Source organism: Streptomyces sp. NPDC093600 (assembly GCF_044764755.1).
Lineage (GTDB): Bacteria > Actinomycetota > Actinomycetes > Streptomycetales > Streptomycetaceae > Streptomyces.
Genome location: NZ_JBIWIU010000019.1, coordinates 18,511 through 34,902, shown reverse-complemented (window position 1 = coordinate 34,902; position 16,392 = coordinate 18,511). Strand labels below are relative to the sequence as shown.

General features: G+C 71.3%; 11 protein-coding genes. 10 read left to right on the top strand and 1 reads right to left on the bottom strand.

The features are described 5' to 3' along the window. The first annotated feature begins 16 nt into the window (after positions 1 to 16). The 6 genes from ACIRB4_RS30430 to ACIRB4_RS30405 all read left to right on the top strand — a co-directional run bounded on the left by ACIRB4_RS30430 (position 17) and on the right by ACIRB4_RS30405 (position 9,386). A complete protein-coding gene (locus tag ACIRB4_RS30430) occupies positions 17 to 2,188 on the top strand; it encodes a hypothetical protein (protein WP_403295697.1) in 2,172 nt (723 codons plus the stop codon). A gap of 69 nt (positions 2,189 to 2,257) precedes the next feature. After that, entirely contained in the window at positions 2,258 to 3,226 is a 969-nt protein-coding gene (locus ACIRB4_RS30425; protein ID WP_403295696.1) for a universal stress protein, read from the top strand. A gap of 98 nt (positions 3,227 to 3,324) precedes the next feature. Beyond that, positions 3,325 to 4,503, top strand: coding sequence for an aminotransferase class I/II-fold pyridoxal phosphate-dependent enzyme (locus ACIRB4_RS30420; RefSeq protein WP_403295694.1), 1,179 nt, complete (start codon positions 3,325 to 3,327; stop codon positions 4,501 to 4,503). A 239-nt stretch (positions 4,504 to 4,742) separates the two neighbouring features. Next, entirely contained in the window at positions 4,743 to 6,095 is a 1,353-nt protein-coding gene (locus ACIRB4_RS30415) for a polysaccharide lyase family 1 protein (RefSeq protein ID WP_403295693.1), read from the top strand. A 54-nt stretch (positions 6,096 to 6,149) separates the two neighbouring features. Beyond that, positions 6,150 to 8,180 (top strand): pectinesterase family protein, encoded by a 2,031-nt coding sequence (locus ACIRB4_RS30410; RefSeq protein WP_403295692.1) that lies wholly within the window; start codon positions 6,150 to 6,152, stop codon positions 8,178 to 8,180. A gap of 189 nt (positions 8,181 to 8,369) precedes the next feature. Further along, the gene (locus tag ACIRB4_RS30405) at positions 8,370 to 9,386 is read left to right on the top strand and encodes a LacI family DNA-binding transcriptional regulator (RefSeq protein ID WP_403295691.1); all 1,017 of its coding nucleotides are present in this window, start codon (positions 8,370 to 8,372) and stop codon (positions 9,384 to 9,386) included. A gap of 107 nt (positions 9,387 to 9,493) precedes the next feature. Here the strand turns inward: ACIRB4_RS30405 and yicI are convergent, their stop codons facing one another. Beyond that, the gene (gene yicI, locus ACIRB4_RS30400; RefSeq protein WP_403295689.1) at positions 9,494 to 11,752 is read right to left on the bottom strand and encodes an alpha-xylosidase; all 2,259 of its coding nucleotides are present in this window, start codon (positions 11,750 to 11,752) and stop codon (positions 9,494 to 9,496) included. Between the two features lie 273 nt (positions 11,753 to 12,025). Here yicI and ACIRB4_RS30395 point away from each other — a divergent pair, with 273 nt between their 5' ends. From ACIRB4_RS30395 to ACIRB4_RS30380, 4 genes are all read left to right on the top strand, one after another. Next, positions 12,026 to 12,667 carry a GntR family transcriptional regulator gene (locus ACIRB4_RS30395; RefSeq protein ID WP_403295687.1) on the top strand — a complete coding sequence of 214 codons (642 nt, stop codon included), beginning with the start codon at positions 12,026 to 12,028 and terminating at the stop codon, positions 12,665 to 12,667. Positions 12,668 to 12,669: 2 nt separating this feature from the next. Continuing rightward, positions 12,670 to 13,587 carry a dihydrodipicolinate synthase family protein gene (locus tag ACIRB4_RS30390; protein ID WP_403295685.1) on the top strand — a complete coding sequence of 306 codons (918 nt, stop codon included), beginning with the start codon at positions 12,670 to 12,672 and terminating at the stop codon, positions 13,585 to 13,587. After that, positions 13,584 to 15,305 carry an L-arabinonate dehydratase gene (gene araD / locus ACIRB4_RS30385; RefSeq protein ID WP_403295684.1) on the top strand — a complete coding sequence of 574 codons (1,722 nt, stop codon included), beginning with the start codon at positions 13,584 to 13,586 and terminating at the stop codon, positions 15,303 to 15,305. Before ACIRB4_RS30390 ends, araD begins: the two co-directional genes overlap by 4 nt. A gap of 134 nt (positions 15,306 to 15,439) precedes the next feature. Beyond that, complete coding sequence (locus ACIRB4_RS30380; RefSeq protein WP_403295682.1) at positions 15,440 to 16,378, top strand: carbohydrate ABC transporter permease; 939 nt, start codon at positions 15,440 to 15,442, stop codon at positions 16,376 to 16,378. The last annotated feature ends 14 nt before the right edge of the window (positions 16,379 to 16,392 follow it).

Here is a 16,392-nt window from a genome sequence, read left to right as displayed (position 1 = left end):
GGGTCAGGATGTGGGGATGCGTGCGCCTCCGTGGATGCCGGTCCTACGCGGCGTGGCCTATGTCTGCGCCGTGCTGTGCGTGGTGGTCGTCGCCGCCACGGCGACGGCCCGGGGCACCGTACTGAACGCCGGTTTCCACCGGGACGTCCTCGCCAGGGAGCGGGCGTACGAGCGGCTGTACGACGAGGTGCTCGTCGACCCCGAGCTCACCCCCGTCACCCGTGACCTGCTGGGGCGGCTCCCCGTCGACGAGGCGCTGCTGACGTCCAACCTCAAGACGGTGCTGCCGCCCGAGACCCTGCGCGCGCTCACCGACGAGCAGATCAGGCATCTGATCGCGTATCTGCGCGGGGACCGCGACGCCCTGACGCTCTCGGCGGACCTGCGGCCCGTCGTGGAGAACCTGGAAAGTCTCACCCAGACGTACTTCGGTGATCTGGTCGCCTCCCTCCAGGAGCGGCCCTCTCCGGACTTCCCGGCCTTCCTCCGCGAACTCGACGTATCGCTCCAACGGGTGGCCGCCGGCGAACCGCCGCATGGGCTGCCGAAACTCTCCCTGACCCCCGATCAGGCGGCCATGGCCGCCGACGCCCTGCTGCGGCTGGTCCCCGAAGGACAGCGGGCCGCGCTGCGCCCGGAGGTCGACGTCGCCCTGCGGGAGGGTGACGTGGCCACGGCCCTCGCGGCCGTGGGGCCCGCGGTCTTCTCCGACCGGACCCGGGAGGCCGTCGAGCGGGTGCGTGCGGCCGCAGACGGGGGCAGCTGGAACATCACGGCCGATCTCGAACGCGGTGACGGCTCTCTCGACACGGTGCACCGGATCCGCGGCGCGACGCACCTCACCCTCGGTGTGGTCGAGCCCCTGGCCGGGGTGCTGGGCGCCGCGGCACTCGCCGCGCTGTGGTTCACCGGGCCGGAGTCTCTGCCGCGCCGGCTGCGCCGGCTGGGCTGGACCCTGGCGGCGGGCGGTGTCCTGACCGCGCTGTGCGTGGCGGTCGCGGGCCTGGTCACCGGCGGCCGGGTCGTCACTCCCCCGGCGTCCTGGCCGGACTCGCTCGTCCGCCTGGTCGACGACGTGCAGAGCACCGCCCTGGACCGTGTCCTCGGCGGGGCGCTGACCGCGGCGCTGGTCGCGCTGGCGGCCGGTGCGGTCGCCCTCGCGCTGGGTGTGGCCGCTCAGCGGCGCCCGGTCCTCGAAGTGGCGCGCCGCGCGTCGGTCTGGTCGGCGGCCGGGGTGACCGGCGTGGCGCTCAGCGGTGTGGCCCTCGTCCCGCTCGTGTTCGCCGGAGGCGGTGCGCGGGTCTGCCAGGGCAGCGAACGGCTGTGCGACATGCGGTACGACGAGGTCGCCCAGCTCACCTCGCACAACGCCATGTCGACGACCGCGGACCGGTTCATCGGCCCGCTCCAGGACCCGGACATCGTCGGTCAGCTCAACGCGGGCGTACGGGCGCTGCAGATCGACACGTACCGCTGGGAGAGGCCGGAGGAGGTGACCGCCCGGCTGCGGGAGTCCGACTTCCCTCCGGAGACGCGGCGGCGGATCACCGACGCCGTCGCCCGGTTCAATCCGCCGCGACCCGGCCTGTGGCTGTGCCACTCCGTCTGCCGGGCGGGAGCGGTGGAGCTGGTGCCGACGCTGCGGCAGATCGGGGACTGGCTGCGCGCGCATCCCACCGAGGTCGTCACCCTCATCGTCCAGGACGCCGTCGGCGGCGCGGACACCGAGGCGGCCTTCCGCGCGGCGGGGCTCGAGGACCTGCTGCACACACCGCACCGGGACCCGTCCCGACCCTGGCCCACGCTCGGCGAGATGACGGAGTCCGGGCGCCGTCTCGTCGTCTTCGCCGAGAGGGCCGACGGGCCCGCGCCGTGGTACCGCAATTTCTACGCGTACGCCATGGAGACGCCCTACGCCTTCCGCAGCCCCGCGGAGATGTCCTGCCTGCCGCACCGCGGTGGCGGGGACAAACGGCTGTTCCTGCTCAACCACTTCATCACCATCGACGGGGGTAGCCGGCTGGACGCGGCGCGGGTGAACGCACGCGCCGGCATCGTCGAGCGGGCGCGCGCCTGTGAACGCGCGCGCGGCAGACCGGTCACCTTCGTGGCCGTCGACTATGTGACCATCGGTGACGCCCGGTCCGCGGTGGACGCGCTCAACGCCGAGCGGGCGGAGAGGGCTTGAGCCGAAGATCCGCGGTCCTGTCGGCGTGGCGGTGGGGCACGGTACTCGCGGCGGGGAAATGATCCCGATATGAGCGAGAAGTCTGTCGTCGTCGGCGTGGACGGTTCCGAGCACAGTCTGAGGGCGCTGGCATGGGCCCTGAGCGCCGCCCGGAGGCTCGGCGCCCCGCTGGTGGTCGCCCATGTGCGCTCCGAGGCGCTCCAGCTCGGGGCCGCCCGCATCGAGTCCATCGGGGAGGCGCTCGACCTCTCCGACTCCGTCCTCGACGGCATCCGTTCCTGGATCGGGGAGCGGATCGGGGAGCGGCCGGAGGGGCCGGGCGAGGGTGGGGACGAAGGCGGGGACGGGGGCGTTTCCGTACGGTACGAGTCCCTGGACGGCGCCGTGACCGACGCGCTCCTCGACCTGGCCCGGTCCGGCCGGCTCCTCGTGGTCGGCTCGCGCGGGCGCGGCGGCTTCGCGAGCCTGCTGCTCGGTTCCACCGGCCGCGCGCTGGCCTCGGCGGCGCCCTGCCCGGTCGTGGTCGTCCCGCACGAGGCCCGCACCGTCTCCCTGGAGAGCGGCGCGGAGGCGGGGCGGGTCCTGGTGGGGCTGCATCCCGACGAGACCCCCGACGAGGTGCTGGACTTCGCCTTCGAGGCGGCCCGGCAGCGCGGTGTGGCACTCGAAGTGGTGACCGCCTACCGGTTGCCCCCGTCGCCCGTGCTGCTGATCGGCCCGCCGGCCCCCGCCCTGCAGGTGCCGCCCCCGCTGCCCGTGGACGAGGTCCCCGAGCTCGTACGCGAGACGGCCCGCCGGCAGGAGGAGCGGCTGCGGCCGTTCACCTCAAGGTTTCCGGAGGTCGAGGTCATGCCCTCCGTCGTCCCGGCGGACGCTGCGGGGCGGCTCGTCGAAGGGTCGCGGAGCGCGGGTCTCGTCGTCGTGGGGCGTCACCGCAGGCACCGGATGGAGTCCCTCCTGATGGGTTCCGTCGCGCACGCCGTTCTGCACCACGCGCACTGCCCGGTGGCGGTCGTCCCTCCGGCGCCGTCACGCTGATGGCGAGAACTCGCCATCGCATCCCGGGAGTCGCCGTCCCGCTCCGGTGAACTGGGTACGTTCGAGCCCCGGCGTTCCCGATCTTGAGGAGTGTGGACGTGCCGCCCGAGCCCGCCCGTTGTCCGGTGTCCACGGACCACCCCGCGTTCTCGTTCATCGACCGTGAGCGGGACCCGGCCGAGTGGGCCGGGCATCCGCCGGTCCCGCTCGATGCCGACGACTGCGATCTGCCGACTCCCCCACACATCGTGGAGGCGATGCGCAGGGCCGCGAGGGAGCCCGCCCTGCACCGCCATCCGCGCCATCCGGGCCACCAGGGCGCCTCCCTCCTGCGGGAGGCGGCGAGCGGGTTCCTGGCCCGCCGCTTCGGGGTGGCGGCCGACCCGGAGACCGAGGTGCTGGTGACGCCGGGCGGCCAGGAGGCCATGGCCCATCTGGCGCTCGCCCGTCTGGACTGGGACGACGTGGTGCTCGTACCGGATCCGGCCCCTCCGTCGTACGCGGCCTGGGCGAGGTTCTGCGGGGCGGAGGTCGTGCGGGTCCCGTTGCGCGAGGAGAACGGCTTCCTTCCCGATCTGGACTCCATCCCGGCCGACGTGGCCCGCCGGGCCAAGCTGTTCTGGATCTGCTACCCCCACGACCCCACCGGCGCGGTGGCGACGCGCGCGTTCTACGACGAGCTGGTCCGCTTCGCGCTGTGCCACGACATCCTGGTCGCGTCCGACGCGGCCTACAGCGAGATCTACTACGACACCGAGCCTCCGCCGTCCTTTCTGGAATCCCCCGGGGCGATGGCGTGCGGGATCGAGTTCCACTCGCTCTCCAAGGCGTACACCGTGCCGGGGCCGGGGGTCGGTTTCGCGGCCGGCGATCCGCGGGTGGTCGGCGCTCTGCGAGCGGTCAAGACCCATACGGACCCCGGTACGTTCGGCGCGATCCAGCACGCCGCGATGACGGCGTTCACCGACACCACGGGATACCCGGACCGGCTCCGGGCCGTCTTTCGCGCACGCGTCAAGCTGCTCTGCGACGGTCTGGAGGAGGCGGGCCTGGAGGTGCTGCGCCCGCGCGCGACCTTCCACACCCTCGTCCGCACCCCCGCGGGCACGACGAGCGAGCGGTTCTCCGAGGAGCTCCGCCACAAGGCGGGGGTGTCGTCCGTTCCCGGCACCGCCTTCGGGCCGGGCGGGGAGGGATACGTACGTCTCACGGTGTGCGCGGACACCGACCGCCTGACGGAGGCGGTACGGAGGATCAGAGCGGCGCGCCTCGTCTGACCGTTCGGCCGGACGGCGGTTGTCGCACGCGGCCGACCATCGCAGGCCCGACCATCCCCCGGCCGTACATGTATGTGTTTGGTGTTCACGCAACAGACGGGGCGTATCGCACACCTGACACCGTCCCAGCTGGATGATCCACCAACAGTCGGTTTTGTAAGAGGCGTTGACTAATCAGCTCTGCCGCTCGTACGTTCAGCGCGTTGAACAGAGTCTGTCCGGTGGACTGAGAGGGACGCATGAGCCAGATACGCCGCGCCTCGCGCCTCACCGTCACGCTCGGCCTGCTCGCGGCCTTGAGCGTGCCCGCCACCGCCGAGGGGCATGGTCCCGCCCGGCACCCGGGCGGGGACCCGGACGGGGGCATCGGCCGGGACATCGGCCGTGACACCCTTCCGGCCGACGACGGCTGGGCGGCCGCCGACGGCGGTACCACGGGAGGAGCCGCCGCGGACGACGCCCATGTCTTCACCGTCCGCGACCGCGCCGGGCTCGTCCGTGCGCTGGACGGCGGCAGCGACACCCCGAAGATCATCCGGGTCGTCGGCACGATCGACGCCAACACCGACGACGAGGGCCGCCGCCTGGACTGCGACGACTACGCCACCGGCGGCTACGACCTGAAGACGTACCTGTCCGCCTACGACCCCCGCACCTGGGGCGCCGCCAAGCCCTCCGGTCCGCAGGAGACGGCCCGTCAGGCGTCGGCACGGCGGCAGGCCGAGCGCGTCGTGCTGTCGGTGGGGTCGAACACCACGCTCGTCGGAGTCGGCGCGCGGGCGGTGCTGCAGGGCGCCGCCCTGAAGGTGGACCAGGCCGAGAACGTCATCATCCGCAATCTCGAACTGCGCGACGCCTACGACTGCTTCCCGGTCTGGCAGCCCAACACCGGAGGGCTGGGCGACTGGAAGGCCGCGTACGACAACATATGGCTGCGTGGGGCGCGCCATGTGTGGATCGACCATGTCACCGCGTCCGACGCCGGCCATCCGGACGCGGACGAGCCGACGTACTTCGGCCGGAACCACCTGCGCCACGACGGGCTCCTGGACATCACCAACGGGTCCGACCTCGTCACCGTGTCCTGGAGCCGGTTCGCCGACCACGACAAGGCGATGCTCATCGGCAACGGCGACACGGCCGTCTCGGACCGCGGGAAGCTGCGGGTCACGCTCCACCACAACGAGTTCCGCTCGATCGTGAAGCGTGCCCCGCGCGTCCGCTTCGGGCAGGTCCACCTCTACAACAACCGCTACGTCGTGCCGCCCGACGCGCACGACTACCGCTACTCCCTCGGCGTCTCCACCGAGTCCGCCCTGTACGCGGAGAACAACGCGTTCACGACGCCGGGGCATGTAGAGGCCGCCGACCTGGTCAAGAGCTGGAACGGCACCGCGCTGCACGCGACGGGCACCCTCTTCAACGGTTTCCCCGTCGACCTGCTCGCCCTCAACAACAGCTACAACTCCGGCAGCGAACGCGACCTCACGCCGGACGTCGGCTGGGTCCCGGCGCTGCACGGACCGGTCGACAGCGCCCGCGAGGCCGACCGTGCCGTGGCACGCGGTGCGGGCGCCGGAAAGGCCCTCTGAGCAGGGCACCCATCAGACAGAACATCGACCTGCGGACCTGTGGAGAGCACTGTGATGCTGTACGTCAGAAGCGGCCGCCGCCGCGGCGCCCGGGCCCTGGTGGCCGCCGGCCTCCTGATCGGCGGTCTCACGGCCGCGACTCCGGCCACCGCCGAGGAAGCCGGCCCGGCCACCGCCGGAGCCACGGCCGCCGCCGAGGAAGCGGGCCCCGCCGCCGGCACGCCGTGGGCCGATACCGCCCACGGCTTCGCGTCCCTCGCCGGAGGGACGACGGGCGGCGCCGGAGGGAAGGTCGTCACCGTCACCGACCAGGCGTCGCTCAAGCGGTACGCGAGCGCCCCCGAGCCGTACGTCATCCGGGTCAAGGGAGCCGTACCCGTCGATCCGTTCGGCTCGGACATCGACGTGACCTCGAACAAGACGATCATCGGGGTCGGCACGACCGGTGAGATCGTCCACGGCGAACTGCATCTCGCCGCCGGCACCAGCAACGTCATCATCCGCAACCTCACCATCCGCGACTCCTACGTGGAGGGCGACTGGGACGGCAAGACGAACGACTTCGACGCCATCCAGATGGACAGCGTCGACCACGTCTGGATCGACCACAACCGCCTCACCCACATGGGCGACGGCCTGATCGATCTGCGCAAGGACAGCCAGTACATCACCGTCTCGTACAACCGCTTCGAGAACCACAACAAGGCGTTCGGCATCGGCTGGACCGGCAACCTCACGACGCAGGTCACCATCGATCACAACTGGTTCTCCGGTACCAAGCAGCGCAACCCGTCCGCCGACAACTGCGCCTACGCCCACCTCTACAACAACTACCTGTCGGCGCTGGTGGACGACGGCGACCCCGTCTGGTCGTACGGGAACTACGCCCGCGGCAGGACCCGGATGGTCATCGAGAACAGCTACTACGAGAACGTCCAGCACCCCTACCAGGCCGACGCCACCGCCGAACTCGTCCAGCGCGGGTCCATCCTGAAGAACACCCGGGGCCGCCACGACGCCTGGGGTGCCGCCTTCGAGCCCCGGGACCTCTACCCCTACCGTCTCGACCCGGCGGCCGCCGTGCCAGCGCTGGTACGGAAGTTCTCCGGACCGCAGAAGAACCTCGGCGTGAACACCGTGCTCGACGTGCCCGGAACGTACCCGACGGTCCAGGCGGCGGTCGACGCGGTGCCGGCGGGCAACGACGGACGGATCACCGTGCGCCTCGCGCCGGGGACGTACCGCGAGAAGGTCCGGGTGGGCCGCGACCGTCACCAGGTGTCCTTCGTCGGCACCGGCCGGACGCGCGCGGACACGGTCGTCGTCTTCGACACCCCGGCGGGCGAACCGAAGCCGGGCGGCGGCACCCAGGGCTCGTGGGGCAGCGCCACCGTCGTGATCGAGGGCGACGACTTCAGCGCCCGTGACCTGACCTTCGCCAACGACTTCGACGAGGCCGCCGTCGAGATCAACGGCGAGCAGGCTCTCGCGGTGAAGACCACCGGCGACAGGCTGATCTTCGAGAACACCGCGTTCCTGGGGAACCAGGACACGCTCATGGTCGACACCCCCCGGCTCACCGAGCGCAGCCGCGTCTACATCAGGGACTCCTTCCTCGAAGGCGATGTCGACTTCCTCTACGGACGCGCCACCGCCGTCGTGGAGCGCTCTGTGATCAAGGCGCTGAGCCGTGGTTCGGCCACCAACAACGGCTACATCACCGCCGCTTCGACCTGGAACGGCAACCCGTACGGGTTTCTCATCACCGACTCGAAGATCGTCAGCGACGCGCCCGCCGGCTCCTTCCACCTCGGCCGCCCCTGGCACCCGGGAGGCGAGCCGAACGCCGTCGGGCAGGTGCTCATCCGTGACACGGAACTGCCCGCCGCGATCAAGGCGTCACCGTGGACGGACATGAGCGGCTTCTCCTGGAGGGACGCCCGCTTCGCCGAGTACCGCAACACCGGGCCGGGAGCCGTGGTCACCCCCGACCGGCCGCAGCTGAGCGCGCCGGAGGCCGCCGCGCACACCGTCTCCGCCTATCTGGCCGGCTCCGACGGCTGGGCTCCGCACCGGACCCGCTGACCGCCCGGCGCCGACCCACAACCTCGAACCGCTCCCCCAACCCCCGCCATCGAAGCGCTTCGACTGCGGCTCTCGAACCCCTGGACACTCCGTACCTGCCGGGTTACCGTCTCCCTGGTCTGCGGTGCAAGGGTCACCGCAGCTGGAGTCGAAGCGATTCACCACCTTCACAGGCTGCCGGGAGTACGGATGGTCACCCTTGCCGAGGTCGCCCGGCACGCCGGAGTGTCCGCCAGCACGGTGAGCTATGTCCTGAGCGGCAAGCGGTCCATCTCGGCCGCCACCCGGCAGCGGGTCCGGGACAGCATCGAGCGGCTCGGCTACCAGCCCCACGCCGGTGCCCGCGCGCTCGCCAGCAGCCGGTCCCGCGTCATCGCCCTCATGGTGCCGCTGCGGACCGACATGTACGTCCCCGTGATGATGGAGATCGCGGTCGCCGTCGCCACCACCGCGCGGACACACGGGTACGACGTGCTCCTGCTGACCGGTGAGGAGGGCCCGTCCGCCATGCGCCGGGTGATGGGCAGCGGGCTCGCCGAGGCGACGATCCTGATGGACGTCCAGCTCGACGACGAGCGCCTCCCCCTGCTGCGGTCGGGCGGCCGGCCCGGCGTGCTGCTCGGGCTGCCGGCCGACCCCTCCGGGCTGAGCTGCGTCGACCTCGACTTCGCGGCGGCCGGTGCGCTCTGTGTGGACCATCTGGCGGACCTGGGACATCGCGAGGTGGCCGTCATCGGCGAGTCCCCCGGCGTCTACGCCCGGCACACCGGCTTCGCCGAGCGGACCCTGCACGGGCTGCGCGCCGGCGCCGCCGCCCGCGGACTCGACCTGCTCCACCGGCCCTGCGAAGGGGGCTACGACACCCTCTCCGGCACCCTCGCCCGCATCTTCGACGAACGCCCCGGCACCACCGGCTTCGTGGTCCAGAACGAGTCCGCCGTCGAACCGCTGCTCACGCTGCTGCGCCGGACCGGCCGGGCCGTGCCCGAGGACGTGTCGGTGATCGCGGTCTGCCCCGAACAGCTCGCGGCCCAGGCGTCCGTCCGACTCACCTCCGTGGCGATCCCCGCCCAAGAGCTGGGACGGCGGGCCGTGGAACGCCTGGTCGCCCAGTTGGACGGCGCCGGTGACGACGGGGTCGAGCTCCTCACGCCCGTACTGACGGTCCGTGACAGCTCCGGCCCCGCGCCCCGGTTCACGGCCTGAGAACACGCACCACAAGTCTGGCCCATGGGCGGAGAGCCACGCGCCACGAGCGGGCCCGGCACCGATGCCTTTCCGGTGCCGGGCCTCCGTCGTCGACGGGCGGGCCGTCACGGGCGGACGGTGACCTCCCCGGCGCCGCCGGCCGCTCCGCCGCCCACCACCCGTACGCCGTAGGGCCGGTCGGTGCCGGTCGCCGTCGCGCGTACCACGTCACCGGAGCGAGTCACGTGGAACGCGGCCGCCGGCTCACCCCGGTGGTCGGGGACGGTGACCGTGCGGTCCACCGGGCCGGGGGTCACCAGGAGGGTGAGTCCGTCGAGCCAGTCCCCGTCGGGCCGTTCCTCCTCGGCGCTCATCGGCAGGACGGTGCCGGGCCGGACGTACAGCGGGAGGCTGTCGTAGCCGTGGGTCTCCCGGCGCCAGCCGGGTCCGGTCGCGGTCTCGCCGGTGAGGAGGTGGGTCCACTCCCCCGCCGGCAGGTACACCTCGACCTCGCCCTCGGTGGAGAAGACAGGGGCGACCAGCAGGTCGGGGCCGAGCATGTACTGCCGGTCCAGGGTCCGGCAGGCCGGATCGTCCGGGAACTCGAGCAGCATCGGCCGCATCACGGGCACGCCCGTGGTCCTGGCCTCGACCGCCGCTCCGTAGAGGTACGGCATGAGCCGGTGCTTGAGCCGGGTGAACCGCCGGGCCACCTCGACGGCCTCCTCGCCGAACTCCCACGGCACGCGGTAGGAATCGCTGCCGTGCAGCCTGCTGTGCGAGGAGAGCAGTCCGAAGGCGAGCCAGCGGGTGAAGACGTCCGGTGCGGGCGTCCCCTCGAATCCGCCGATGTCGTGGCTCCAGAAGCCGAAGCCGCTCAGGGACAGGGAGAGTCCGCCGCGCAGCGACTCGGCCATGGCCTCGAACGACGCCCAGCAGTCACCGCCCCAGTGGACGGGGAACCGCTGTCCGCCGACGGTCGCCGAGCGGGCGAACAGGACGGCCTCGCCGGGCCCGCGCTCCTTCTCCAGAAGTTCGAAGACGGTCTGGTTGTACAGCTGGGCGTAGTAGTTGTGCATGCGCTCAGGGTCGGAGCCGTCGTGCCAGACGACATCGGTCGGCACGCGCTCCCCGAAGTCGGTCTTGAAGCAGTCGACGCCCTGGTCGAGCAGCGGCCCGAGCCGGTCCTGGAACCAGGTGCGGGCGGCGGGGTTGGTGAAGTCGACCAGCGCCATGCCCGGCTGCCACAGGTCCCACTGCCAGATGTCGCCGTTCGGGCGTCTGACCAGGTAGTCACCGGCCATGCCCTCGGCGAAGAGGGTGGACTTCTGGGCGATGTACGGGTTGATCCACATGCCGATCCGCAGCCCGCGTTCCTTGAGGCGGGCGAGCATGCCGGCGGGGTCGGGGAAGGTGTCGGGGTCCCACTGGAAGTCCGACCACTGGTAGGCGCGCATCCAGAAGCAGTCGAAGTGGAAGACGGAGAGCGGGATGTCCCGTTCGGCCATGCCGTCGACGAAGGAGGTGACGGTCGCCTCGTCGTAGTCGGTGGTGAAGGAGGTGGTCAGCCAGAGGCCGAACGACCAGGCGGGCGGCAGGGCGGGGCGGCCGGTCAGCGCGGTGTAGCGGGTGAGGACGTCCTTCGGCGTGGGCCCGGCGACGACGTAGTACTCCAGGCTCTGGTCCTCGACGCTGAACTGCACCTGGCCGACCGACTCCGAGCCGACCTCGAAGGAGACCTTGCCGGGGTGGTTGACGAAGACGCCGTAGCCGCGCGAGGAGAGGTAGAACGGGATGTTCTTGTACGCCTGCTCGCTGCTGGTGCCGCCGTCCGCCTGCCAGATGTCCACGCTCTGGCCGTTCTTGACGAACGGGGTGAACCGCTCGCCCAGGCCGTAGACGTTCTCGCCGACGCCGAGCGCGAGCTGGACGGCCATGTGATGGGCCCCGTCGTCGGTGGTGACGAAGGCCGTGCCCTTGCCGCCGGACGAGGTGAGCGGGCGGCCTTCGGTGTCGGTGAACTCCAGGGCCCAGGGCCGCGAGCGGTCCAGGCGCAGCCGCAGCGGGCCCGTGGTCAGCTCGACGACGGGGCCGTCGCTGTGTACGGTCGCCGCGCCCGGGCCGTCGCCCGGCAGCGCGAAGTCGGGGCCGTGGTGGGCCTTGCCGGCGTGGTGGGTGACCCGGACGCCGATCACTCCCTCGGCGGGCGAGAAGCACTCGACGGTGATGAGGGCCGAGTTCAGGGTGTCGCCCCGGGAGCGGACCCGTTTGACGGAGGCGTAGGCCGTGAAGTGGTCGGCGCTCAGGTGCAGATCGCGGACTTCGGTCGCGTACGAGGCGTGGACACCCTCGCGCATCAGCCAGAAGCCGTCGGTGAACTTCATCGTGGTCCTTGAGGTCTGGGGCGGGTCGCGCGCGATGCGCTATTAGTTATGACAGAAAACAAATCCCGTGACCAGCCCTGGCGGTGACATTTCGGCGCGCGCGGCACCTCGGCGCGTCAGGCACCCCGGCTCGCTCGTGACGACCGCCGCAGCAAGCGCTTTCTAAAAGTCATGCGCGAAGCATTGACGAAACATGAACGCCCCCCTAGCTTCATCGCATTGCACTTCGTACGTCATATATGAGACGCGATACATGAGATCTGAGAGTGCGTCATGGCCTTCGCCCCGAGCCCGATCCCGTCCCGCACCCAGTTCGTCCTGGAGGCGGTCAAACACGACATCCTGACCGGCGGACTCAGACCCGGCCAGGCCCTGGTGGAGACCGAACTCGCCGCCCGTTTCGGGGTGTCGAAGACCCCGGTGCGCGAGGCGCTCAAGACGCTCGCCGGCAGCGGCCTCGTGGTGATGAGCCAGTACAAGGGCGCCACCGTCCGGATGGTCGACGCCGACATGGCCCGCGAGGTCTACGACGTACGGCTGCTCCTGGAGCCGGAGGCGGTGCGCCGTACGGTCGCCGCGCGGGCTCCGCTCGACGCGGCCCAGGACGCGCTGCACCGGGCCGCCACCGCCCAGGATCCGGCCGAACGCTCCCTGGCCAACCGGGACTTCCACCGCGCGCTCTACCTGCCCTGCGGCAATCCGCTGCTCGGGCGGATGCTCGACGAGGTCCGCGACCAGGCCGCCCTGGTCTCCACCGTCGCCTGGGCCGCCGTGCCCTCCTGGGAACGGGAGGCCGCCGAGCACGAGGAGATCCTGCGTCTGGCCGCCGCCGGTGACGTCGCCGGTGCGGGCCGGGCCGTACACGACCACATCGCCTCGTTCGTCGAGCGCGCCTTCCCCCAGGACAGCCAGTGACCATGACGTTCGACACCCTGACGTTCGAGCCGCTGAAGGCGGCGCTCGCCGATGTCGTGGCCATCCCCGTCACCCCCTTCACCGCGCAGGGCGCTCTCGACACCGCCGCGCACCGCGCGCTGCTGCGCCGGCTGCTCGACGGGGGCGTGCGCACTCTGACCCCGAACGGCAACACCGGCGAGTTCTACGCCCTGACCCCGCACGAGCGCCGCCTGGTCACCGAGTTGACCATCGAGGAGGCCGGCGACCGTGCCACGGTCCTGGTCGGCGTCGGCCACGACGTGCCCACCGCGGTCGAGGCGGCCCGGCACGCCCGCGACGCGGGCGCACAGATGCTGATGGTGCATCAGCCGGTTCATCCCTACGTCTCCGAGGCCGGGTGGGTCGACTACCACCGGGCGATCGCCGAGGCGGTGCCCGGGCTCGGCGTCGTCCCCTATATCCGCAACCCGCTGCTGGGCGGTGACAGGCTCGCGGAGCTGGCCGACGCCTGCCCCAACGTCATCGGTGTGAAGTACGCCGTCCCCGACGCGGCCCGGTTCGCCGGTTTCGCGCGGGACGGGGGGCTCGACCGCTTCGTCTGGGTGGCGGGGCTCGCCGAGCCGTACGCCCCCTCCTACTTCGCGAGCGGCGCCACGGGCTTCACCTCCGGTCTCGTCAACGTCTCCCCCACCGTCTCGCTGGAGATGCGCGACGCGCTGCGGGCGGGTGACTACCCGGCCGCCATGAAGGTGTGGGAGCAGATCCGCCGGTTCGAGGAGCTGCGGGCCGCCAACGGCAGCGCCGACAACGTCACGGTCGTCAAGGAGGCCCTCGCCTCGCTCGGGCTGTGCCGCCGCGACATCCGGCCGCCGAGCCGTGAGCTGCCCGAGTCCGCCCGCGCCGAGGTCGCCGCGATAGCCGCCGGGTGGCCGGTATGAGCCGGCGCCCCGAGGAGCTGCGCAGCCACCAGTGGTACGGCACGGACGGTCTGCGCTCCTTCAGCCACCGCGCCCGTACGCGCCAGCTCGGCTACCTTCCCGAGGAGCACCTCGGCAAGCCGGTCGTCGCGATCCTCAACACCTGGTCCGACATCAACCCCTGCCATGTCCACCTGCGCGACCGCGCGCAGGCCGTGAAGCGCGGTGTGTGGCAGGCGGGCGGCTTCCCGCTGGAGTTCCCGGTCTCCACCCTCTCGGAGACGTTCCAGAAGCCGACGCCGATGCTCTACCGCAACCTGCTCGCGATGGAGACCGAGGAGCTGCTGCGCTCCTACCCGGTCGACGGGGCGGTGCTGCTCGGCGGCTGCGACAAGTCGACCCCGGCGCTGCTGATGGGCGCCGCCTCGGTGGATCTGCCGACGGTCTTCGTGCCGGCCGGCCCGATGCTGCCGGGGCACTGGCGGGGCGAGACCCTCGGTTCGGGTACGGACATGTGGAAGTACTGGGACGACAAGCGGGCCGGTCTGATCGGTGACTGCGAGATGGCCGAGCTGGAGAACGGTCTCGCCCGGTCCCCCGGCCACTGCATGACGATGGGGACGGCCTCCACGCTCACCGCGGCCGCCGAGACGCTGGGGGTGACGGTGCCGGGCGCGTCGTCGATCCCGGCGGTCGACTCGGGCCACGACCGGATGGCCGCGGCCTCCGGGATGCGGATCGTCGAGCTGGTGCGGCAGGATCTGCGGCTGTCACGGATCCTGACCCGTGAGGCGTACGAGGACGCGGTCGCCGCCGTCCTCGCGCTCGGCGGCTCGACCAACGCGGTGATCCATCTGATCGCCATGGCCGGCCGTTCGGGGGTGCGGCTGACCCTGGACGACTTCGACCGCATCGCCCGGACCGTTCCCGTGCTCGCCGACCTCCGCCCCGGCGGGCGGTACCTGATGGAGGACTTCCACTTCGCGGGCGGTCTTCCCGGTTTCCTCTCGCGCCTCACCGATCTGCTGCATCTCGACCGGCCGACGGTCTCCCACGCCACGCTGCGCGAGCAGCTGGCCGGGGCGCTGGTCCACGACGACCGGGTCATCCGGCCGCGCGAACGGCCGCTCGCGGCCGAGGGCGGCGTGGCGGTGCTGCGGGGCAACCTCTGTCCCGACGGCGCGGTGATCAAGCACATCGCCGCCGAGCCGCACCTGTTGAAGCACACCGGTCCCGCGGTGGTCTTCGACGACTACCGCACCATGCAGCGGACCATCGACGATCCCGCGCTCGGGATCACGGCGGACCATGTGCTGGTGTTGCGGAACGCGGGCCCCAAGGGAGGGCCGGGGATGCCGGAGTACGGGATGCTGCCGATCCCCCGGTATCTGCTGGAGCGGGGTGTGCGGGACATGGTCCGGATCTCCGACGCGCGGATGAGCGGCACGAGTTACGGCACCTGCGTCCTGCACGTCGCTCCCGAGTCGTACGTCGGCGGACCGCTGGCCCTGGTGCGCACCGGGGACACGATCACTCTCGACGTCGAGGCCCGCTCCCTCCATCTGCATGTGTCCGAGGAGGAGCTGGCGCGCCGGAGGGAGGAGTGGACACCGCCGCCGGTCCGCTACGAACGGGGCTACGGAGCGCTGTACAGCGAGCAGATCACCCAGGCGGACACGGGTTGCGACTTCGAGTTCCTGGCGAGGCCGGGTACGACGCCGGACCCGTACGCGGGCTGATCGGGTCACCGGTCAACGCCCGAGCACCACACGCGGATCGCCCCCTTCCGCGCCGCCCGTCCCCCAGTTCCTCTTGTTCGTGATGTCGAACACCGTCCGCGAAGCGCTTCGCGCCCGAGAACGGAGCCGCCGTCATGGCCACAGCCGTGACCCAGCCGCCCAAGGCACCCAAGGCACCCAGCCGCCGCCGCACCGGCGCGGCGCCCCGCCGACTGCCGTACCTGCTCATCGCCCCCGCCGGACTGCTGCTGCTGGGCTTCATCGCCTATCCGGTCATCAGCGTCTTCTACTACAGCCTTCAGCACTACAACCCGACCAAGCCGTGGCGTAACGGCTTCGCCGGTTTCGACAACTTCACGCGCATCTTCACGGACGACCCGCACTTCTGGGGCACGCTGAGCTTCAGCCTGAAGTGGGTCGCCGTCGAGGTGACGCTGCAGCTGCTGTTCGGCCTCGCGCTGGCGCTGATCGTCAACCAGACGTTCGTCGGCCGCGCGCTGGGCCGCGCCCTGGTCTTCTCGCCGTGGGCCGTCTCCGGCGTCCTGACCTCCGCCATCTGGGTGCTGCTCTACAACTCCCAGACGGGCATCACCCGTTACCTCGCGGACATGGGTATGGGCGAGTACGGCACGTCCTGGCTGTCCGACACGGCCACGGTCTTCCCCGCGGTCGTCATCGCCGACCTGTGGCGCGGAGTGCCGTTCTTCGCGATCCTCATCCTGGCCGATCTCCAGTCGATCCCGAAGGACCTCTACGAGGCGGCCGAGGTGGACGGAGCCGGCCGGGTGCGGCAGTTCCTCCACATCACCCTGCCGCACCTCAGGGACGCGATCATCCTCTCCACGCTGCTGCGCGCGGTGTGGGAGTTCAACAACGTGGACCTGCTGTACACGCTGACCGGCGGCGGGCCTGCGGGCGAGACGACCACCCTTCCGCTGTACATCGCCAACACCAGCGTCGACGCCCACAACTTCGGTTACGCCTCCGCGCTCACCACGGTGGCGTTCGTGATCCTTCTCTTCTGCTCGATGGTCTATCTGCGCCTGAGCAAGTTCGGAGGCGAGAGCAAGTGATAGCCCAGGAACAC

Coding starts and splice junctions, on each gene's coding strand:
- yicI (WP_403295689.1), bottom strand. CDS start 11,752: ATGAAGTTCACCGACGGCTTCTGGCTGATGCGCGAGGGTGTCCACGCC.
- ACIRB4_RS30380 (WP_403295682.1), top strand. CDS start 15,440: ATGGCCACAGCCGTGACCCAGCCGCCCAAGGCACCCAAGGCACCCAGC.
- ACIRB4_RS30430 (WP_403295697.1), top strand. CDS start 17: ATGCGTGCGCCTCCGTGGATGCCGGTCCTACGCGGCGTGGCCTATGTC.
- ACIRB4_RS30395 (WP_403295687.1), top strand. CDS start 12,026: ATGGCCTTCGCCCCGAGCCCGATCCCGTCCCGCACCCAGTTCGTCCTG.
- araD (WP_403295684.1), top strand. CDS start 13,584: ATGAGCCGGCGCCCCGAGGAGCTGCGCAGCCACCAGTGGTACGGCACG.
- ACIRB4_RS30410 (WP_403295692.1), top strand. CDS start 6,150: ATGCTGTACGTCAGAAGCGGCCGCCGCCGCGGCGCCCGGGCCCTGGTG.
- ACIRB4_RS30405 (WP_403295691.1), top strand. CDS start 8,370: ATGGTCACCCTTGCCGAGGTCGCCCGGCACGCCGGAGTGTCCGCCAGC.
- ACIRB4_RS30425 (WP_403295696.1), top strand. CDS start 2,258: ATGAGCGAGAAGTCTGTCGTCGTCGGCGTGGACGGTTCCGAGCACAGT.
- ACIRB4_RS30390 (WP_403295685.1), top strand. CDS start 12,670: ATGACGTTCGACACCCTGACGTTCGAGCCGCTGAAGGCGGCGCTCGCC.
- ACIRB4_RS30415 (WP_403295693.1), top strand. CDS start 4,743: ATGAGCCAGATACGCCGCGCCTCGCGCCTCACCGTCACGCTCGGCCTG.